We start from the raw sequence: 21779 nt of genomic DNA, 5'->3' as shown, positions 1-21779 counted from the left end.
ATTGCTACTCGGCAATAACGCGCTTTTTTATTAAATTTCTATAAACCAGATAATGTCCTTGGTTTAACACTCATCGTTCATTACCCGAACTGTACACTCACAACCATCTACTGGACATGTGTCTCCACTTGTCCTGCCGCCAAAAGAGTCATAAAGAACATAACAACCTGAAGGTAAGGCATCATCAGTTATGTTATTGCTGTTAAGGTCAGCTTGACTAAATGGCTGAGTATATCCCACTACCGTGTGTCTGTTACCTAATTCAGAGATGATGCTGTCATCATCCGACAAAGTTAGGAAATCGAGCATATTTAACGCATCTCCTGATTCACCTTCACTTTCAGGACAAAGTGTTCCCCAGTCGACTTCAACTCTACCGATACCAAAATCGATTACGTAGTTGCTCTGATCACCTGGGTTTGTTGCGTCAGGATCAAGCCCTGCGATAATAGCTTTAGAAGTCACTTGCGTGATCACGCCTTCCATCGCACCCGCAACACCTTCAAGTACCGTTTCTCTCGCTGATTCCTGAATACCAAGGAATCTTGGAGCAGCCGTTACCGCTAATACTCCGAGTATCACGATCACGATGATTAATTCCATTAAAGTAAATCCGTTTTTCTTCATGACATCCGCATCTTTTGATAACTTAAACATTCAATAACCCAATGAATTACCTATAACTATACACCTCAAATAGGACTCATAACACTCCACGGCTATCGCTTTTTATAACGCTGGTTGTGGTATTTGTTCCCTTTAGAGGCTGAAAAGATAACTGGAAGCGTTATCACATAAGGTGTCAGCGGGTTTAAATTCGATCAAATGCGTGGTGCAACTGAAAGTATCGATGGAAGAAGGTTTAATTGATTTATTTGAACTGAGGCACGCTGCGTATAACCAAAGTTAGACCATTTTTTGACTTGGTCTTTCTGTTTCTCCACCTAAGAAAGCAAGAAACAAAATAGAACCCATAAAAAACGCGCCACTACCATGGGTAATAGCGCGTATCTATCAATCGTTGTACGACTATCGCAACATTAGTTCACTGCTTTAACGTAAGGAAGCACTCGGAATCCATCACGTACTTTTTGGCTTGGAATGTAATGACGGAAAGCTAAGTTAAACACACCAGAATCGTTTTCTGTTTTGATGTTGTTTACTGCATCATCACCACAACCAAAGCTTACGGTGTAAGTGCCGTCTGCATTTTTCTCAGCCGTGTTTGAGCTTACGTTCGCCACTTCACCAAACATGAAACCTTGCTTGTTGTAGACCGTTACCGACCAAAACGCTTGGTTCTTAGGATCATCAAAGGTTGCCTGATGACAAGTGTCTGCTGGGAAGTTACCAGAGACTTCGTAAATATTGTCATCTAACTGCGCGCCACCCCAACCGATAGCCGCGCCCACTGCGTACTTCTCTTTGGTAAACATCTCTTTTGAAGCATCTTCAGGGCTGGTAAACATACCAAACGTCGCCTGAGCACCATCGCGTTTCAGTAGTTTCGGCATTTCCATTTTAAGGTTTTTCTCTACCTCATCGAATGATTTCTCATCCACTTGCATTGCCATAAATTTGCCGTCTGCTTTTGCATCAATGCTCATCTGATCTTGGATTTTATGAACTTCATCTTTGGTGAACGTCGCATCAGTACGAACGATGACATACACGTGGTCTCCACTATGAGTAGAAAGATCAAACGTACCAGAACCGTATTGCATTGGCTGAATGCGGTGGTCTTCTGTAATCACTTCCATCGACATGTATTTGCCTTCAGGAATCTCAGGTAGCGTAATCGTCGCGCCTTGCGAAACGTTAATCACAGCCATTGAGTAGTAAGTGTCTCGGTTCATTCGAACCACAGGCTGTTTATCGGTTGGCGTGAGTTCGCGTTACGTTCCTCTCTTTGATTAAAACACTTAACGACACCAATAAGTTTAGATCCAGCCGAGAAAGCTGTTGTTCGATAGTCATCATAAGACATGCATCTGAGTAATATCACTCGTTAAATAATTGCACCATTGTGACTAACAAACAAGTCTCTGTTTAAACGATGGCATTTATATCCAACTAAAAAGGCGAACCCATCGGTTCGCCTTTTTGTTTAAAGATTCGTATTTATCGATTGATCGCCAAATATGAGCCAGCAGCAATCATTATTCCACCAGCACTTTGGTTTAACCTTTTATGTGCGCGTGGCGTTTTTAACAAACCTGCCATTCTGCCCGCGCCCACAGCGATAAGTATTAAGCCTGACATCAGAGCAACAGATGCTAAAGCAGAAACTAATACGATATCTTGTGAGCGCAGAACAGTCAGATCAATAAAAGTCGGCAAGAACGAAATATAAAACAGAATCACTTTAGGGTTTGATGCTGAAATCAAAAAGCCTTGCGCGAAACTCGCGAGTTCGGATTTCTGACTCTGTTTGGCGGCGAGTTCAGCTGAGCCTTGCACTTCAGGTAAGATCTTAAACATCTTATAGCCCAAGTAAATCAAATAAGCTGCACCAACATAGCGAATCACCTCAAACGCAATCGACCAATTCTCGGCAATCGTTGCTAGACCGAAACAGGCAAGCGCAAGGTAAATAAGATCACTGCATATCATACCTAACGAAAGCGTGACGCACTTTCGCCATCCTTGAACCATAGCACGAGCTAAAATGGCAAAGACGCCAGGCCCCGGAGTAATACCAAATACAAACATGGCAATAAAGAATGTAATCGCACTTTCTAATGACATTGGACTGTCCTTTTCTATAACCCAACATAATTGATCATGAACGTATCATGGAGCTTCGATTCTGGTAAAGAACGTTTTTTACTAAATACGATTTACACAACTCATGTATTGAATAAGTGTCGCACGTAATTTACCCACCAGACTTAATTAAACCTAAACCTAAGTACTTTTCGTTAGGGCACAAAAAAGGCGAACCTATTGGCTCGCCTTAATCATTTTGTTCGCCAGAATCGTTTAGTCGTTACGAATGGGTGATAACAACTCAGGGTTAACCACCAAATTTCTCACACCGTGGGCGTGATCTTCGTTAAAGTCATTGCCTTCACACCAGCTACCTACTGTCGCGATATTTACTTTCGCGACTTGTGGTCTAACGCTCCATGTTACTTGGAAAGGTGAACCTTGCTCATTATAACCAGGACCCGTTGTAGAGCCTGCGTATTGGATCGCTGAGCCCGTATCTTGTGGGATGTTTGGTGCTTGGTGTAAGCCGTTCACTTTTGAATGTTTAGCGAGCGCTTCAAAGTCGGGTGCTTTGTCGTCATTCACTAATACGTAAACTTGGGTTTCTACACGCAGTTGCGGGTTGGTAATCGCATCGTTAAAACAAGCACCCAGTGTTTCACCCGGTTCAACTTGCGCCGTTGAATAAACATAGTGAACTTCAATGGTGTCACCCGAATGCAAAGAACCATGCTCGCTCGGACAAACCTTGCCCTCAAATGGTTTCAGCTCAGCAGAACTCAGCTTGCCTGTGTATTTAAAGCCACTCTGGAATCCCTTACCATCACCGTTACCAGCGTATTGAGTAAACTCTCCACCTTTATGCTCAGCATTTTTATGGAAGTGAATATTACATAAGTTCATCGCTGTTGAATCAGGGGCATCCGAGAACAGCCTAGTATTTTTACCTTCTAATGAACCCAAATCTCGTGGAGCTTGCGGTCCAAAACCTTGTCCTTGGGTATTTTCAGAAAGCTTCGCTCTTTGTTCTGCGATAACTCCATCTGATACAGACTCATGGTTCGCATCTGATGCATTTGCATGAGCTGACAACATCACCAATGCGGCACTTAAAAACACACTCTTATTCTTCATTTTTCTTCCCTAGAATATTGATAACTAAACCTAAACCTACTTAACAGCAAACATCTTACTATGCTCGTAAGTGAATATAAGAGTTGTCTTTGTAAGATTAGATTTCATTGCTTACTTTGGGATGAGTATTAGAACCCTTGATGCATATAACAAGTCAAACAGGGTAAATTCGGCGACTCCCTTCCAGAACTAATAATTCCTATTTTCGTTAACCGTCGCCTGACTCAGCGCTCAGATAAGTGAACACGATTCTTAGGAAGAATGGTGGCCAGATTTAGAAGACCAAAAAAGGCGAACCATCTGGCTCGCCTTCACGTTTCATTCTATCTATTAGGTTGTCGTTCTAGGTTAACGATTTAACCGTTACCGGTGGCAAATATCCCAAACGTCATGACGTTCAATGCATCTGTCACGCCCTCTAGTGATTTAATCACCGTCTTAGTCGGTTTATTATGACGAATAAAATAGCTTCCGATGCCTTTTTCACCGCCACTCTTAGCATCGCTTTCAGTTGTTTCTGTCGCTTCTATTTGAGAAGGCTCCACTGATTCTGGCTCTGCATTGGCGTGAGCTATCGTGTCTTTATTTGAATCAAGGTTAGTGAGTGGTTGATGATTAACGATTGAATCATGGGAAGAATCAACGCTGGTCTCAGCGTTTGTATCCTTTGAAGTCTCGAGATTACTCTCTCCCTCTATACTTTTCGACATAGCGTCTTCGTTGCTCAATGTCTCGTCGTCTAGCTGATGATTACTCGTTGAAGAACAGGCTGTTAAGAAGAACAGGCTAACGATGAATATGAGTAAGTTTCTCATCATAATGATAAAGCACGAATTAATAAAACATTGTTCGATTGTATTTTATTTGGCTGACGACATCCAGTGATAAGCGGAGTAAACACGAACAGTCACGGTCTTGAAGAGTAAACAAAAGCGTACGGGTTTAGTGCTTAAGAATAATAATTCGAGAGCTCAATTAGGTTGCCCGCCGCTTATCATCTGAAAGGTGGTGTCAGTTAGGCTTGGGGATTCACACGCTATAAGCTTAATCTTTACTGGAACACAGTTCAGAGATTCGGTCACACATGGCTTGGTTGACTGCGAAGTGGGTGTTGAGGAATGCTAGTTGGGCAAGTGCCGATTCAGCGGTGCGCTCGTAGCCTTGGGTAAAGGTTGGTAGCAATTGGGCAAACTTAGGGAAGCGTGCTTCTAGCCTTCTATCCGACATAAATTCATCAACGAATTCAGGCTCAGACTGTTCAGTTTGATCCACAAGATCGATCAAACGATCGAGTGCGTAAGATTGAACGAACCGACTGCCCGACAGCTTTTCGCCTCGGTTATAACGAGACATACCCACATAAAGATTGGTTAGAGCCTCACCAATGATCCAATCTTGGGAATTAGTGTCTGTCTCCCCTTTTATTGGTGAAACACAACACTGTGTATCAAATTCATGTTGCTGCCAAACAATACGCCCTTCAGCAAACGGAATGTGCGCTAACTCGTGGGGTTCAAACACTGCAAACTCACAAAAGATTCCGTCAGCGTACAGAACTTTATAGCCATCGACGGTATTTCTCACTGCGTAGTCGATTGAGTGAATATCAGATAGCCAATGCAAACTGTCTAAGAAATACTGCTTGTGCCCTGTTTGCACTATTGCGAAAAAATCGACATCTGAGTACTGATCAAGTCGTTCTGTTTCAATACCTACTGAGCCCAATCCCAGCAAAGCATGAGCCTTACCCGATGCTTCCAAAGACTCCCCAATAGCATCTAAACGCTGGAGTAATTTTTCTGGTGTGTTTATGTGTCTTGTCTGTATCACTTTGTCCGTCTGCATTGCTCAATCCCTATCAAGTTGAATGCCACTCAACCTAACTGATAGTTAGAACATCTAAGAAGCTTAATTTATAAAATGTGTTAGTACTTCATAAATACCACCACGCGCTTTGATTGAACCTGAAATCGGCAAATGGCTGTCTTTCTTCATCATCAAACGCCCTTTTATTGGCTGCTGATAATGTGCTCCCAATGCTGATTTCATAGATGGAATGTCAACAAGCTCAGACTCGATGATGCCATTGGTCGCTTGAGTTTCAGGAAACGCCTTGGCTAGATAAGGAGCAAACCTTTGCAGCCTCATGCTCGCATCGTGAATATCTTGTTCGCCTAAACCCACATAAAGCAAACCGCGCTCCAGAGTCGTCACATTTGGGTTAAACCAAACCACTTCTTCCAATGCAATCAATTGTTGAAGCAGTGGGAAGTCCGAGATGAGCTTGTCGATATTTAATACAGTCATGGGTGACTTTTCTGGCTAAGCGCGTACTGCGCAGGTTCAATCATTAGTAAACCTATTTAAACGGTATTTGTGTAATCATTCAATGATCTGTAGGCTAGCCTGTCTTCTCATAAGCAAACAGTAGAACAACCTATGAGCGCCTCTCTTCGTAATAGCATTTTCGTCATGTTAGGGATTCTATTCCTAGCACTTAACCTTCGTGGGCCTTTTACGAGCTTGGCTCCTGTGCTTTCTCAGGTTATGGAAGGCCTCAACCTTACGTCGTCGGCTGCTGGCTTCTTAACAGCTTTGCCACTGTTAACTTTTGCCTTATTCTCACCATTAGTCACCAAGATATCCCAACGAATTGGTCTAGAGCCTAGCCTGTTATTAGGCTTAGTTCTGATCACTACGGGTATTACACTGCGCTCTGCTGGGTTAACCCCAACCTTGTATATCGGCACGGTGATGATCGGGCTTGGTATCGCGATTGGTAATGTGTTGTTGCCTGTAGTAGTGAAAGTTAGCTTCCCGACACGCATCGCTACTGTGACTTCTCTGTACATCTTTACGATGGGCATCGGGTCGACGTTAGGCTCAAGTTTGATGGTGCCGTTTTCAAATCTAACCTTATTTACGATCACGGGTTGGCAATTAGCGCTGTTAATGAACTTGGTATTTCCAATATTAGCTTTGATGATCTGGTTGCCTAAAATCAGAAAACGCTCATCTTCGGCCAGCAATAACAAGCAACAAGACAAACCTCTGCCGATGAAACAGATGATTAAAAGCGGCGTAGCGTGGCAAGTAACGTTAGCGCTTGGGCTTAACTCATTTACCTTCTACTCTTTGGCTGGCTGGTTGCCACAGATATTGAACGATCTTGGCTACAGCGAAATCGATGCAGGCTACATTTATGGATTTCTGCAATTTTCGACTATGGTTCCAGGGCTGCTGTTACTGCCGTTCTTAGCCAAAAGTGACAATCAACAATGGCTCATCACTCTGTGTGCATCGAGTGTATTTGTTGGATTGATTGGTCTTCTGTATTTGCCTGAGTTTGCGATCTTTTGGGTGGGACTGTTTGGATTAGCCAACTGCTCGACATTTATTATCGCGCTCTCTTTTGTTGGCTTGCGTACATCGAATAGCAGCCAAGCCGCATCATTGTCGGGTATGGCTCAGGGAATCGGTTATGCGTTGGCAGCCACTGGTCCAACGCTGGTGGGTAAGCTTCATGCTCAGACAGATTCTTGGAGTGTGCCGATTCTGTTGATCGCATCTGTTGCCTTTGCGTGCACGATTTTCGCGGCATTGGCAGCACGAGATAAGAAAGTGAGCGTTTAGGCAAACAGAATGATTATGGTATCGCGACTTTATTTGCTCGCGACTCTATGGCTGACGACGGTTTTGATGTATTCACTTGGCGACAAACCAAATTTGCCTTTAAAGCGCTGACTAAAACGCCCTTCCGATTGGTAACCGCAAGACTGAGCCAACATCGCCACATTCTGCTGTCCGTTTTGCATCAGATAAAGCGCGTGACTCAAGCGAACTTCAGCCAGTACCTCTCGATATTGCATGCCTTCCAGTTTGAGCTTCCGAATCAATGTGGCTCGGCTCATCGCAAAACGCTCCGCCACCGACTCTAATGGATGTTTCTCATCTGGTGAATGTGAAAGGTAATGGCTGAGCTTTTGGCTAAACGAGACGTTGGCACTGACAAACAATAGATGCAACACCCCTTTTTCAGCTAATTGCTGGTACAAGCCCTGCAACCAAAACTGTTGAGTCTCTTTGCTCATGCTCTGTGTATCAAAAGAGAACAGAGCATTGAGTGAGTCTTGTAAGTTTCGATCCACTTTTACTGTAGGCAGTCCCAGATCATTCGACCGTTCCTCACTTAAATCAAGCATCGCCTGAGAAGGTTGGAATTGAAAGCTGAACACTCGCGACAAGAAGCGCCCTTTGTGGGGCATGTTCTCAAAACTTAGTGAAGCTGATGCCTCACAAAACAACAGCTCAGAATGTGAGAGCTCTGCCGCTGAATCTTTCCAAAACAGGCGCTTACTGCCTGTAATAATCTGAATGATACTAGGGGATAGAATCCTCACATTACGCAGTTTTTGTAACTGCTCTGCACGAAAGATCGTCACTTGATATTGATGATTCATCTCATCCCCTTGTTTACTTATTATGTACGTGTATAAGCTTTAACGTACATAAGCTATTAACGTGTATAAGTTGCGGTCAGTTTAGCTTTGTCTAAAGCCATGCTGTTCAACGTGAATCCAACCACAGCCGACGGCGTATTTTCGTCGAGGTTAAGTTTGTCCGTTGGTAATGCCCAAACCGTGAACTGGTAACGGTGCATACCATCTTTTTCTGGAGGACAAACGCCACCGTAGCCAACTGTACCGTAATCAATGCGACCTTCTTTGCCACCGACTTTAGAGATGTCGACACCGCGAGGTAGCTCGTTCACAGTTGCAGGGATATCAAACGCAACCCAATGCCAGAAGCCACTTTCAGTCGGTGCATCTGGATCATAAGCTGTGATAGCAAAGCTTTTGGTACCTGCTGGTGCATCTTTCCACATCAATTGTGGTGATTGATTATCGCCGTCACAACCCCAACTAGAGTATTCAAAAGTCTTTGCCATTGGGTGACCTTCTTGAATATCGTTGCTGGTTAATTCGAACGCATGAGCAGAGCCTGTAGCCAAAATACTGATTGCCAATACTGATTTGATGATGAGTTTCATGATGGTTCCTCTTATTAGGTATGAGCCCAGTATAGTCCCCTCATTTCGCCCAATAATGACAGTAAGTACACAATTATCTATTTTATTTCAAATAAATGATACTTACTGTATTTGTACTTTATTATTTAAAAGCATGACCCACTCGACAATTTGTTGTTAAAAGAACACTTGTTGACATTCAGGTTACAAATCGCGCCCAAAACTCTTTAGACTCGCCCCACGACTTTTAACGAGAATGATTGGATGCGCAGGTTTACATTAGCTCTTTGCTTGATCTTTTGGCTCCCAACCCTAGTCAATGCCCAAAGTTTGCAAGATAAGTGGCAAACTCTGTATCAACTGAGCTGGCAATCATCCCCACTCTTAGTATCTCAACAAGAGTTGGCTCAGTATCCAAAAGTTCTGCTCCATGAAAATAGCCGCTATCCTGATTTCAACCAATTCAGTTGGGACGACATCGCAGCGTTAGCGTCAATACAAGATCACTGCCAAGCGATTGAAAGCAGTAACCCTTCATTACATGAAGCCATCGAGTTCGAGCTCGCTCTGTGTCAGCAACAAACATTGGATTCGATTTGGTTTGCAGCACACTCCAAACGTCACCCTGCCGGTGGCAGCTTTGCTGGTCGTTATTTAGCCGCTTACCCAGATGTGACCGAGCAGATACGCCCATTTTTGAGTCTTACCAACCCTCAGCACCCTTTATATAACAAACTAGAAAGCCTAAGTGCACAAGGCAGAGAAGCACTGCTCAATGGATACCGCGCTTGGCAACAAGATGATGTGCTTTGGTTAAGTGGCGAACAAGGCTGGAAAGCTATTCCCTTAGATGTTTGGCAACCTATCGCAGAGCAACAAGAGGTATCTTTGGCAGGTGAAACCTGTACTTTTCGTTACAGTAACGTGTGCTTAAACGAGCCTAGCAATGACAATCTGATCATGAAAACCTTGATCTTTACATTGCTGCTAACGTTGCTTTCCGGGCTCGCTAGAGTCTTATACCTAAGAACAAAACAACGAAAAGAGAGGCAGTTCGTTTTACAGCTTCTTACTCATGAACTGCGCACGCCTATTACTAGCCTAGGCTTAACCGTCGAAATGTTTAGAAATCGCTACGATGACTTTTCTGATGAAACTCAAAGTGCGGTTTGGCGTTTAATATCTGACTATCAAAGGCTTTCTCAGCTCACCGAAAACAGCAAAGTGTACCTAAGTTCGGATCAGTCAGAGCCTTTGTTGAAGCAAAACGCTTCATTAGAAGAGTGGCTCGATCATGTCTGTGAAAAGCACAATATTTCTTATCAATGTGAAGTGCGTGAAGTTGAACTGAACCTTCCCTATTACTGGCTAACCATCTGCTTGGATAATCTAATCAAGAATGCCAAACAACATGGTAAAGGTGAGGTTTTGGTAAAGGTCGAACTCGGTGACAAGCTGACGATTGAGGTACAAGACGAGGGGCACTTCCCTTCACCGATACAACGGCTCATGTCTGGTGTCACGCCAAGTGAAACGCACGAACTGGATAACATGGGCATTGGCCTGACTATTGTCGAGCACTTGATGAAGCAAGCGAATGGCCGCCTCATTATTCTTCGTAACCCAACCCGATGTATTTTGGAAATTGCTTATGAACACCCTACTGCTGATTGAAGACGACCAACTGCTTGGACAAGGCCTCGTCAGCTTCTTTGAATCCAATGGTTACCCATGCCTTTGGGCGAAGGATTCAGAGAGTGCCAGTAAGCAATGGTTCCGCGCCGATCTAGTGATACTGGATCGACAACTCGAAGACGGTGACAGCTTGCGACACCTGCCGAATTGGCTACTCCTCAAAGCGCTTCCTGTGATTGTGTTAACGGCTAAAGTGGAAGTCCAGCAACGCGTAGAAGGCTTAATGGCAGGTGCCAAAGATTACGTCACTAAACCTTTCTCAAACGAGGAGTTGCTTGCTCGAGTCATTACCCAACTTCGTCCGTTAGGGGTGAGCCAACTAAATTACGCCAACATTGAAGTCCGCTTGTCTGAACGAATCGCTTATTTGGATGAAAACCCGATCACGTTAAAACCTAAAGAGTTCCAGTTATTGGTCTTGTTTGTTCAGAACCAAAGTCGTGTGTTTCATCGTGATGAGTTACTCAATAAGATTTGGGGTTATCAAGCCTTTCCAAGTACCCGAACCGTGGATAATCACATCCTACGCTTGCGCCAGAAGCTGCCAACCCTAAAGATCGAAACACATCGCGGCGTTGGTTACCGCTTAGCTGGGGAATCATAATGAGAGTCACTTCGTTAATCGCATTGATCTGCGCTTTGCCGTTTGCGTGTCACGCCGCTTGGTTTACCAACACACCATTGCAACATACGTATCAATCTCTGCTTGATGAACAACCTCAAGTCGCGTGGCAAGAGCTTCAAATCGCACTCGATCAACAAACACTCGATAGTGAGCTTTGGCTGCCTGTGAAACAAGAGATATTGAGCCAAACTCAATGCGGAACTTCACTAAGACAAGACACTGAAACGAAACATCACATTCAAGTTAGCTTCATTCGACGTTACGGCCTGTCATCGCAAGGTTATCAAATCAACGTCGCTGCAGAACAACTCAGTGAAGACATGAAAACCCAAACACAACCTATCTCTCTGGTCTCCCCTAAAGGTAAAGTCCTTCTCGATGGACAACTCGCTTCTAACAATGAGTATCAAGAGATTGAGACCAGTGAAATGTTTATCAAACCCGAATCTGGTGTTTATCAACTAAAGATAGGTTCAAACCACTATCCTATTGTTGTCACTTTAGGCAACAGCAAGCGATGGTTAACACTCGAAAGTAAACTCAGCGAACCACATATCGTGATCACGCCACCGAAGGTGATCGACAACTGCCCTAACGCCAATGTGAGTTGGCAATGGTTCGATGAAAACTACAACCTGTTAGGCTACAAAGTGCCAATCAAGACAGCGCAAGCACCCGTTCCCACAGAAAGCCCACTAGGGACTAATGCCAAACACTTGAGTGCCTCGGTTGAAATGTTTGAATACCAAGGCGCGATTGAAGTCCAATATGTGCAGCGTGTCGCGGTGCCTTTCTAATGGAATGCTTTCAGAAGAAGATTAGAAACTAGGTAATGCAGAAAATAGAGACATATAGGTGACAAAGCACTAGCGCTACTTGGGTGTAATAACCGTACTTACCCTTTACGGAATCTAGATATGCTCAGCGTACGTCACCCACTCAGTCTTTCTACTTGTGCCATTGTAACTTTAACAACAGCTTGTCTGTTTTCATCCAATGCACAAGCGAGCCAAATAACGCTAACCAGTAATAGCAGCGCTAGCGGCAGCAGTATTCGCGACAACGCTAACAGTGCTACCAACAATACCGTCGCTATCTCATCGAATACTTTAGAGATCGATTGGAACGGCTTAAGCGTTAACAGCGGCGCTCTCACCGTTGATAGCCAACCACAGAAAGTGACGCATCTAGTCATTGGCCTTTCCGATAAAACTAAATCAGCAAAGACCGCAACTTGGACCTTAGTACCTAGTGGGGTAAACGTTGAGGCAGAACTTAATCAAGATCAACTCACTTTTCAGTTCAGCTTCCCTTCAAATATACAAGTGAAGCGAAACGATCCCATCGAGTTGGCGTGGTTTGATCTTGCAGAACAACAAACTCAGACCCTATTTCTTCCTTTTAGCGAAGGCATGCGTGTACCTACAGATAACAAGCTTTGGAGGAGTTATCTAGTCGACAACCATTCTGGAAGCAACACCACTCAAGACCTAAAGATGCCTTTTTGGACAGCACAACAGAACGACCACTTCATTAGCTATCAGATGATTAATGCAACCAACAATCAACTGCTCTTTTCAGATGCATCGTTGGATACGTCCTCTGATAAGAAGACCAAAATTGATATGAAGGCATCACACCAATTTACGATGCTCAATCAGTCACAGACTTTTATTGTTCGTATCACCCTCGGAGACTCGTGGTTAGATGGTGCCAAACAATACCGAGATTGGCGCATCAATAATGACCAGTCTGAAACACTTGTAGCAAAGCAAAAGCGCAATCCAGATGTGAGTAAGTTGATCGGCGCGAGCCACGTTTATTTGTTTGGCAAAGATCCACTAAGCGTCCAAGATGTGAGTGACTGGTGGGGATTGAAAGCTTGGTATCTAAAGAGCTCTAAACTCAACGTTTCCAAGGAAGCAAAAAGAGAGCTTTCATCACTCTCCAAGGGCAAAGATTGGTTCAGTCAGTACCACAAACAGTTATTGTTGGACTCTATTAGCCAGTCGTTGCAGGTGTTATTTCCAGTCGGTACTGCGACGCTCGAAAACAACACGATTAAAGCTCAATACTTGGCAGCGCAGAATGAGAAAAATTGGTTGGTTGAACACGCCTCCCCCTACCTAAACTCGTCAGACACTTGGGGAAAAGCGTTGTCTTCAGACATGGTAGCCAATCTAAATAAGGCAGGCTTAAGCAAACTTTGGCTCGGATTCGATAATTGGATGCCAGCATTCTATCAACCTAACGCTGTGGGTCTGGCAAAACAGTCCGGATATCTGGTCGGCACCTACGATTCCTACAACACAGCCATTCCTGCGAAGCTGAACGACAACTGGCTAACCGCTCAATTACCAGAGCCGATGCGTGAGAGTTGTGCCATTGAATTAGCGGATGGCAGCCTAAAAAAAGGGTTTCGAGGTAACGGATTCTACCTCAATCCGAATTGCCATTTAGATTACGTAAAGCAGCGCGCTCAAGACATTATGAAATTCGGCAACTTCAACAGCTTGTTCTTAGATGTTGATGCAAGCGCCATGGCGCGTGAGGATTACAGCGGCTCTATAGACAGTCATAGCAAGAGTCATAGCAACAGCAATGTCAATGGCGATACAAACGAATCGGATATGCTTTCTGCCTTCAACAACCGAATGCAGTGGCTTAGCGAGCAACCATCGTTAGTATTAGGATCTGAAGATGGCAACAGCCTAACAACAAAAGGCATCGCGTTTGCACACGGCTTAGAAACGGTTGGTTTTGGCTGGACAGATAAAGACATGAAAGAGAACCGCCAGTCTCCCTATTACTTAGGTCGTTGGTACCCAAACCACAAGCCTGACTTCTTCTTTAAACCCGCCGAGGTTAAAGAGCCCTACAAGTCGCTACTGTTTTCGCCACAATATCGAATTCCGTTATACCAAGCCGTTTTCCATGATGAAGTAATCAATACGCACCATTGGCATTCAGACAGCCTTAAGTTCACTAATGTACAAGCAGAACGTGACTTAATCGCCATGCTGTACAACACACCCCCGATGGTTCACTTAACCAGAGATGAAGCTTTATCAAGTTCAAGCCCGCGAATCAAAGCACTCAAACACTATCAAGATGGCTTTGAACCGATGCACGAACAGTTATGGGATAAACAGTTAGTCGATTTCGACTGGTTAGATAAAAACGGCGATGTTCAACAAACCGAGTTCAGTGACGGGAGTAAGATCATTGCTAACTTTTCTAACAAGGCATTTCGTTACAACGGTGTCGATATTGCTGCCCTATCGGTCAAAGCTATATTGGCGAATGGGCAAGTCGTCGACTGGCAGCCCGATCATAGTTAGCTTCGATACGGTTTAGACAATAACGAATAATAGGAAGCCTAAGCACTTAACCGCTAAGGTTTTCCCCGTTACTTTTGCTTCCTATTTTGAAAGGCAGTCAGTAGATAGTCGATAAAGACCTTTTTACGTTTCGGCATCAACTGCCTGTCTGCATACACTAGGCTTACTGAAACTTCCGGCATCTCATATTCAGGTAGCAAACGAATCAACTTGCCTGTCTTGAAGTGCTCACGACAAATGAATTCAGGAAGCACCGCCAAGCCGAGCCCATCTACACAAGCTGTTAGGCATGCCGTGATGGTATTCACCCGTAACTGACACGGCAGATCGATCAAAATCGACTCACCGCCTTCTAATTGCAAATGCCACTTAGGTAGACGTGCCGCCTTGTTCACCACCTCAATCATCCTAAATGGAGGCTTAAGGTCATCGGGTGAAGAGATTTCACCGAACTGTTCTAAATACTCAGGGCTGGCTACCAATACACGCTTCGATGTTGTGAGGTAGCGAGAAACCAAGCTCGAATCCACCAGCTCACCAATTTGCGCGTAAAGATCGATCCCCTCCGCAATGATGTCGACTTCTCGATTCGACAGTTCTAAGTTCAAAGTCACGTTTGGGTGCTCTTTTAGGAAACTGTGGATGTATGTGGCTAATACTTGATGTCCCAATTCGACAGGCAACACAACATTCAACTGCCCTCGGATCAAATCCTGATTGGCAGAAACCTCTAACTCAGCTTGGTTCATGATCTCTTGCATCTGCATGCTCGACTGATAAAAGCGCTCACCCTCTGGAGTTAAGACTAAACTTCGTGTCGAACGAGTGATCAACCTCACACCTAGGTGTTGCTCTAGCTCGTCAAGCTTTCGGCTGACGGTCGACTTGGTCATGTTCAATGCTTCAGCTGCGTGCGTGAAACTCCCACAATCAACAACTTGTGTAAAAACAGTCACAGCATTTAAGTCCATCGTATTTCTCCCAAAGCTATATTAGTAAGATTTTTGCAACAGTGTTTCCCTTTTTTCCTATCTTATCAATCAATCGAATTCATTTACAATTCGTTACATCTAAATAAAAACAAAATGAGAAATAAAAAATGACAGAGAACAATAACGCTTCGCAATCAGTAAGCACAAAAAAACGTAAAAAAGCTCCGCTTATTGCTACTGCGATCATGCTGTCATTGGGTTTAGCCGGTGCTGGATACTGGTACGGCTATGGCCAGTACTTTGAATCTACCGACAATGCCTACCTACAAGGCGACATCACGAATATTAGCCCTAAGGTCTCTGGCTATATTGTTAAGTCTTATGTGAGTGATAACCAATCGGTTAAAGAAGGTGATTTGCTGGTTCAAATCGATGACCGTGATTACCAGTCAGCACTCGCTCAAGCAAACGCCCATTTAAGCGTCGTGCAATCAGACGTCAAAAATCTAGTGGCACAACAAACGTTACAACGTAGCAAGATCAATCAAGCAGAAAGCCGCGTTGATTCTGCACAAGCTGAATACGAACGCGCGATTCAACAAGTGGTACGTTCTCGTAGCTTACTAAAGCGTAACTACGCGTCTCAAGATGAAGTCGATAGCATGGTTGCACAACAAAAAGTAACTCAGGCAGATTTAGAAGAAGCAAAAGCAAACCTCGTTGCAACCAATGACCAATTAACCGTTATCGCTAGTGAGATTGAGCAAGCAAATGCATCCGTGACCGAAGCTCAAGCCCAGAGAGATCAAGCACAGCTTAACCTTGATTACACCAAAGTTTACGCGCCAGCAGATGGCGTGATTGGTAAACGCAGCGTACGTGAAGGCTTGCTGATTCAAGCAGGCGCACCACTGATGAGCTTGGTACCAAACAACCAAGTGTGGATTGAAGCCAACTTCAAAGAGACACAGCTAAGTGGTATTCACAAAGGTCAGACGGTTGAAGTAGAGCTGGATGCGTTCCCGGGGCAGCCTCTTGAAGGTGTGGTAGACAGTTTCTCCCCTGCGACTGGCGCTAAATTTGCGCTCCTACCACCAGAAAACGCGACCGGTAACTTCACTAAAATCGTTCAACGTGTACCGGTTAAAATTACTATTCCAGATCAGCAAGAGTTGAAAGGTCGACTGCTTCCTGGTTTGTCTGTGGTAGCGACCATCGATAAACGAGGCTAGACCATGAGTAACGCTGGTGTTGTCACCCAAACAAATGATGATGACGAGGTTTCGAGACGCCATTGGATCGCCCTATTTGGCGGCTTGATTGGCGCGTTTATGGCGATCTTGGATATTCAGATCACCAACTCGTCTCTCAAAGATATTCAAGGTGCGCTATCAGCCACCTTGGATGAAAGCTCGTGGATCTCTACGTCTTACCTAGTCGCAGAGATGATCGCTATCCCACTCAGTGGTTGGCTTTCTAAAGCGCTCGGTAAACGCCGTTATATCACGTGGACGACAGCCATTTTCACCATTTCATCTTTGTTGTGTTCGTTCTCTTGGAACATGACCTCGATGATCGTGTTCCGCGCGATGCAAGGCTTCAGTGGTGGTGCTCTAATCCCGCTTGCTTTCTCGCTGGTGATTCAGTTATTGCCGGTCAACAAGCGTGCTGTGGGTATGGCACTGTTTGGTGTAACCGCGACCTTTGCTCCATCGATTGGCCCTACCTTTGGTGGCTGGCTGACGGAGAACTTCTCGTGGCACTATATTTTCTACATCAATATTCCGCCAGCTTTGCTTGTGATCACCATGATCCGATATGGCTTGGACGATGAAAAGCTCGACCTTGGCACGCTGAAAAAAGCCGATTGGTTTGGTATCGCCACCATGGCATTAGGGCTAGGTTGTTTGGAAGTGGTGTTAGAAGAAGGTAACCGTGAAGAGTGGTTCAGTTCGAGCTTTATTATTGGCTTGAGTATCGTGTCGGCGGTGAGTTTGGTTTACTTCGTGATAAACGAACTCCAACACAAGAAGCCATTGGTTAACCTGCGGCTATTGCGGGATGGGCAATTTGCGATGTCTTGTATCGCCTATTTGATTCTAGGAATGGCATTGCTCGGCTCTATCTATGTTCTACCGATGTATCTCACTCAAATTCAGCAATATAACGCGATGGAAATTGGTGAAGTGCTAATGTGGATGGGTTTCCCACAGCTTCTGATATTCCCAATTGTGCCAAAGCTAACACAGATCATTAAGCCTAAGTACTTGGTTACCTTTGGCTTCGCGATGTTCGGTTTTAGTTGTTACGTAAATACACACATGACAATCGATTTTGGCGGGCAACAGCTGATTTTATCTATGGTTCTGCGTGCTATTGGTAGTCCGTTCATCATGGTTCCGCTGTCTTTGGTTGCCATGAAGAACATCAGCAAAATGGACACGCCAGACGCATCAACGTTAACCAACGTAATGCGGAACTTAGGGGGCGCTTTCAGCATCGCGATTATCGCTACGCTATTGGATAACAAAACCCGTGAGCACTTAGCACACATCAAGGAGTCGCTACCTTCAGTGAGTCAACTTGGTTGGCAGACGCTTCAGCAACAACAAGCGTTTTTCATTCAGTCAGGAAGTGATGCCGCAACTGCGATGCAACAAGCACAAGCAAGTTTGCTCGGCACAATGCAACGTGACGCAGCCATCATGGCTTACAACGATGTGTTCTTAATGATGACGGCGTTCTTGGCTCTAGCGGCAGTATTGATTCTAAACATGCGTGATTAACGCTAGAGTTTCGGTAAATAAAACTTCAAGCAAAGAACAACATTTCGAATAAAAACTCGAACAATAAAACAGAGAGGTGAGCTTATCGGCTTGCCTCTTTTTTATTTCTAAAACACGTATAACCCCACTAAAATCAGGTAAAAGTCACCTGCGTTTGAAGGCTTTCATAAATGTTATCTAATACTCTTTAATTACCAATAGTTTATTGAGTGTTTGTATGTGATATAGGCACCTTGACAATGTGCAACTTGACACCTAAATTAAAAAATAACATTTGGTATTAAGGAAAATGGATTTGACCTTACCAACAGACCTTCGAATTTTGATCGTCGACGACTCTAAAAGCGCAACAATACTTATTAAGCAGCAACTGGCTAGTTTGGGAGTTTCGCGCGACTGTATTTTTATTGCGACCGACTATCGAAAAGCCATTAAAGCGGTCGAGACACACTCTTTTCATGTACTCCTCATTGACTACCACTTAGAACAGTCTTTTACTGGCTTTGAGCTGTTGGGCATTCTGTATCGAAACCGCCTCATCGATCATACTGTGGCGACAATCTTGCTCTCTGGGGATATGCGTCAGGAAACAGTATTAACCGCCCTTTCAGGTGAAGCACACCACTTCGTTTCTAAACCGATTAATACTCAAACGTTGGGTAAAAAGATCCAAAGTGCCGTGTCCGTTTCAAAGAAACTCACCCAACTGAATGATTTGTATCCCATTGCCAGTCAAGAGAGATTAGCTCAAGCTTTGGCGATCTCCCCTAATGGTACTAGCGTTCAGTTCGAAGCGACATTGATTGAACATTTAATTGCAGGTAAGAAATGGCAGTTACTCTCTAGCGTCATTAACAACTCCAAAACCAACATGCACCCAACCAAATTGGTGGCTGAGGCGCTGATTCTCGACAGCTTAGGCAAGCCAAATTTAGCCATAGATAAGCTCCACAATTTTCTAATAGCACAGCCACTCTCATTGAGCGTGATTGACTGCTTAAGCTGTATCTATGAAAAACATAAAATGCTGCTGCCTGCTCTTAAATTAGCGATTCGTGCATTTGAGATGACTCCCAGCATCAGCCATCGTGCAATCAGGGCCATCGACTTAGCTGAGAACGCAGATAACACACATATGATCATAAAGTTAGGTGAGATGTATGCAACCCACATTTCAGCTGCTGACATTGATGTCATCCATTCCATTGGTGCGCACTTTAATTCCTTAAAAGCAACGTATCAGCGCGAGACGCAACTAAAGTACAAACGTATTTTGCTTGAGCACGCCAACCAATTCACCGAGTTGGTAAACCTGAAACTTCCGGTAAAACAACAGCAGCAAGTTTTGGCCAGCCTTGCCCTATTTCAGAGCAGCATATTGCTCATCGAAAATAGCCCTCAGATTGCCCACAAAAAAGTGATTAGAGCTTCGACACTGTTAGCGAACAATTTCCACAGCCAACCGACTTATTTGCTCACTCAGTTATTACCCATGCTCGCCCACTTTGGTGAGTACTCTCTTTATCATTTAACAGTGGAATGTCTCAAATCTCGTGGAGAAGCCATAAATCACCAACTTGAGTCCAAAAATGTCGACCCTTCAACGTGTATAAACATTGAAAATTTGGGTTCGATCCAAGAAATAAAGGACTACATTCACAGTTACCCATATTCAGTTGCCGCCAAACTTGACTATATATACGCCGTCAATAAAGCTCATATAGATGAGAAACTTAGCGACGACTATCTAGAAGAAATCTTACAGTTAGAACTTCCTCCAAAATGGAATCAATGGATTAGTGATTCATCAAGGTATGGTTTTTCCACTAAGCCGCCTAGCCCATTTTCAACATTCAGCCGACAGGAGTCCACATGCTAGACTTTGATGCTTTAAACGCCTATTTAGACAATGACAGAGACGTCATTTACGCCGTTTTGTCTACATATCAAGAAGACCATGGCAATTCGCTACAAGAGATCGAAGAGTTGGTTCAACAACAAGATTGGGGCAAGCTTCATTTTACCGTGCACACCTTAAAAGGCATTTTAGCCAGCTTTGGTGAAGAAACGGCCACAGTTGCATTGGAAAGAGTAGAACAAAACACACTCAATAAGCTTGCGCCGCAAGATGATGATCTTTCGGTTATCTACAGCGAAATGAAGATCATTAATCAGCAAATCGATGAGGTTCTTAGCACTTATTAGTCGATAGAATTAAAACGTGCATGGCGATACTTAACAGCCGACACAGCTAAAAGAGTTGAGGTGCTTGGAAACATTGAACCTCGACTCTTAACATTTTTCTCATCATTTCTCCTCTCAATTATAGTTCTAACCCACACCTATAAATTCACGTCATTTATCTAGATAAACCGATGTATAACACATGCTTTATAAACTATCCGTCTTAATGTTTTAAACGAAAAACCAACACACTTGATGAGATGCAAAATAGTTAAATATTTGTAGATCTTTTTGTGACATAAACATACGAAATTGCATTTTATTTATTGGTAAAGAAGAAATTGTTATCTACACTCTAATGAAACCAAGCGTTAATCACTTGGTGGCATAATAAAAAAAACTAAAACGTTCAGTCGGCTAGATAAGGACAAGGAAATGAACAACGATAGTTTTGCTGCGTTTCAGGGGCTCACGGATGAAACACCCATTACCGAATCATTTTCTACCAGTGCAGACCCTTATGCTCATTATCTGAAAGATATTGTTGGCATTGATCTGCTGTCGCGTGAAGATGAGGTGTATTACGCAAAATTGAATCGCGCGGGTGATAAAAAAGCGCGTGATGTCATGATCGAATCAAACCTGCGCCTTGTTGTGAAAATCGCAAAGAGTTACCTAAAACGTAAAGGCAATAATTTCACCCTGCTCGACCTGATCGAGGAAGGCAACATTGGCTTGATTAAGGCCATCGACAAATACGATCCAGAACCAGGCTATCGTTTTTCAACCTATGCTGTTTGGTGGATCCGCGAAAACATTGAAGCCGCACTCATGAACACGGGTCGAACCGTTCGATTGCCAGCCCACGTGTGTAAAGAAATAAACAGCCTCGCCTCAAAAAAGCTCGATGCAAGCAAAAAAATGAGTAAAGAGGTTTCAATTTCTGAGCTATCAGACAGTTCAGGTGTAAAGGCCGAACGCGTCGATCAACTGGTGGCGTTAAGCGGGTTTATTGACGTGACGACAACGGTTGGAACTAGCCATGCGCCTATGGTGCTTGATCAATGCGAAAGTGAATATATCCCAGACCCTCAACAAGATTGTGAGGATCAATCCTTTACCCAAGCTCTAGAACAAATCATCTATACACTTCCTCCAAAATTACAAAAGGTGCTCATCCACCGTTTTGGTTTCTTTGATAACAAGGTGAAAACGCTGTCTGAGGTCGGACAAATGTTGGATGTGAATGTTTCTAATGAACGTGTTAGACAAATGCAGAAAGAAGCGGTCGAAAGAATTCAAAAACGACTCAAATTTGATGGTTGGGTGTAAGTCGTAACC

At 44.0% G+C, this 21779-nt stretch carries 18 protein-coding genes and 2 pseudogenes; 10 read left to right on the top strand and 10 right to left on the bottom strand.

Going from position 1 to position 21779, the window contains the following annotated elements; all coding sequences use genetic code 11:
• Positions 1-63: 63 nt before the first annotated feature.
• From AB4185_RS13590 to AB4185_RS13560, 7 genes and pseudogenes are all read right to left on the bottom strand, one after another.
• Positions 64-627 carry a type II secretion system protein gene (locus AB4185_RS13590; RefSeq protein ID WP_372135589.1) on the bottom strand — a complete coding sequence of 188 codons (564 nt, stop codon included), beginning with the start codon at positions 625-627 and terminating at the stop codon, positions 64-66.
• Between the two features lie 413 nt (positions 628-1040).
• Positions 1041-1895: pseudogene (locus tag AB4185_RS13585) on the bottom strand (DUF1214 domain-containing protein); the annotation flags it as partial.
• 226 nt (positions 1896-2121) lie between these two features.
• Positions 2122-2748: a LysE family translocator gene (locus tag AB4185_RS13580; protein WP_017068670.1), complete on the bottom strand. Its 627-nt coding sequence runs from the start codon at positions 2746-2748 to the stop codon at positions 2122-2124.
• Positions 2749-2982: 234 nt separating this feature from the next.
• Positions 2983-3846, bottom strand: a complete 864-nt coding sequence (locus tag AB4185_RS13575) for a delta-class carbonic anhydrase (RefSeq protein WP_017072180.1) — start codon at positions 3844-3846, stop codon at positions 2983-2985.
• Positions 3847-4202: 356 nt separating this feature from the next.
• Positions 4203-4664 carry a hypothetical protein gene (locus AB4185_RS13570; protein ID WP_029235242.1) on the bottom strand — a complete coding sequence of 154 codons (462 nt, stop codon included), beginning with the start codon at positions 4662-4664 and terminating at the stop codon, positions 4203-4205.
• Positions 4665-4890: 226 nt separating this feature from the next.
• On the bottom strand, positions 4891-5691 hold the full coding sequence (locus AB4185_RS13565) for a hypothetical protein (protein WP_065583740.1): 801 nt from the start codon (positions 5689-5691) through the stop codon (positions 4891-4893).
• A gap of 75 nt (positions 5692-5766) precedes the next feature.
• A pseudogene (locus AB4185_RS13560) lies at positions 5767-6153 on the bottom strand (D-serine dehydratase); the annotation flags it as partial.
• 132 nt (positions 6154-6285) lie between these two features.
• On the opposite strand from AB4185_RS13560, the gene AB4185_RS13555 reads away from it, so the two are divergent.
• Positions 6286-7479, top strand: coding sequence for a CynX/NimT family MFS transporter (locus AB4185_RS13555; RefSeq protein WP_102320431.1), 1194 nt, complete (start codon positions 6286-6288; stop codon positions 7477-7479).
• Between the two features lie 29 nt (positions 7480-7508).
• Here AB4185_RS13555 and AB4185_RS13550 read toward each other — a convergent pair whose 3' ends face one another.
• Both AB4185_RS13550 and AB4185_RS13545 read right to left on the bottom strand, forming a co-directional pair.
• Positions 7509-8306, bottom strand: coding sequence for a helix-turn-helix transcriptional regulator (locus AB4185_RS13550; protein ID WP_372135544.1), 798 nt, complete (start codon positions 8304-8306; stop codon positions 7509-7511).
• A gap of 56 nt (positions 8307-8362) precedes the next feature.
• A complete protein-coding gene (locus AB4185_RS13545) occupies positions 8363-8896 on the bottom strand; it encodes a YbhB/YbcL family Raf kinase inhibitor-like protein (protein WP_017060498.1) in 534 nt (177 codons plus the stop codon).
• Between the two features lie 243 nt (positions 8897-9139).
• Here AB4185_RS13545 and AB4185_RS13540 point away from each other — a divergent pair, with 243 nt between their 5' ends.
• From AB4185_RS13540 to AB4185_RS13525, 4 genes are all read left to right on the top strand, one after another.
• A complete protein-coding gene (locus AB4185_RS13540; RefSeq protein ID WP_372135543.1) occupies positions 9140-10549 on the top strand; it encodes a DUF3404 domain-containing protein in 1410 nt (469 codons plus the stop codon).
• Positions 10527-11174 carry a response regulator transcription factor gene (locus AB4185_RS13535; protein WP_372135542.1) on the top strand — a complete coding sequence of 216 codons (648 nt, stop codon included), beginning with the start codon at positions 10527-10529 and terminating at the stop codon, positions 11172-11174. The genes AB4185_RS13540 and AB4185_RS13535 overlap by 23 nt, the downstream gene beginning before the upstream one ends.
• Positions 11174-11992: a DUF2861 family protein gene (locus tag AB4185_RS13530; protein WP_372135541.1), complete on the top strand. Its 819-nt coding sequence runs from the start codon at positions 11174-11176 to the stop codon at positions 11990-11992. The genes AB4185_RS13535 and AB4185_RS13530 overlap by 1 nt, the downstream gene beginning before the upstream one ends.
• Before the next feature lie 120 nt (positions 11993-12112).
• Entirely contained in the window at positions 12113-14536 is a 2424-nt protein-coding gene (locus tag AB4185_RS13525; protein WP_372135540.1) for a glycoside hydrolase, read from the top strand.
• Positions 14537-14604: 68 nt separating this feature from the next.
• On the opposite strand, the gene AB4185_RS13520 is transcribed toward AB4185_RS13525, so the two are convergent.
• Complete coding sequence (locus tag AB4185_RS13520; protein ID WP_017092646.1) at positions 14605-15507, bottom strand: LysR family transcriptional regulator; 903 nt, start codon at positions 15505-15507, stop codon at positions 14605-14607.
• A gap of 128 nt (positions 15508-15635) precedes the next feature.
• Between AB4185_RS13520 and AB4185_RS13515 the strand changes: the two genes are divergently transcribed.
• From AB4185_RS13515 to AB4185_RS13495, 5 genes are all read left to right on the top strand, one after another.
• Complete coding sequence (locus AB4185_RS13515) at positions 15636-16700, top strand: HlyD family secretion protein (RefSeq protein WP_372099306.1); 1065 nt, start codon at positions 15636-15638, stop codon at positions 16698-16700.
• 3 nt (positions 16701-16703) lie between these two features.
• Entirely contained in the window at positions 16704-18254 is a 1551-nt protein-coding gene (locus AB4185_RS13510) for a DHA2 family efflux MFS transporter permease subunit (protein WP_017060506.1), read from the top strand.
• 289 nt (positions 18255-18543) lie between these two features.
• On the top strand, positions 18544-20133 hold the full coding sequence (locus AB4185_RS13505) for a response regulator (RefSeq protein ID WP_017064673.1): 1590 nt from the start codon (positions 18544-18546) through the stop codon (positions 20131-20133).
• Positions 20127-20459: an Hpt domain-containing protein gene (locus AB4185_RS13500; RefSeq protein WP_017060508.1), complete on the top strand. Its 333-nt coding sequence runs from the start codon at positions 20127-20129 to the stop codon at positions 20457-20459. Before AB4185_RS13505 ends, AB4185_RS13500 begins: the two co-directional genes overlap by 7 nt.
• Positions 20460-20873: 414 nt before the next feature.
• Complete coding sequence (locus tag AB4185_RS13495) at positions 20874-21770, top strand: RNA polymerase sigma factor RpoD/SigA (RefSeq protein ID WP_017060509.1); 897 nt, start codon at positions 20874-20876, stop codon at positions 21768-21770.
• Positions 21771-21779: the final 9 nt, after the last annotated feature.

This window comes from Vibrio sp. 10N.286.48.F5 (genome assembly GCF_041469785.1).
GTDB lineage: Bacteria > Pseudomonadota > Gammaproteobacteria > Enterobacterales > Vibrionaceae > Vibrio > Vibrio crassostreae_C.
This window is presented reverse-complemented; position numbering and strand designations above follow the sequence as displayed.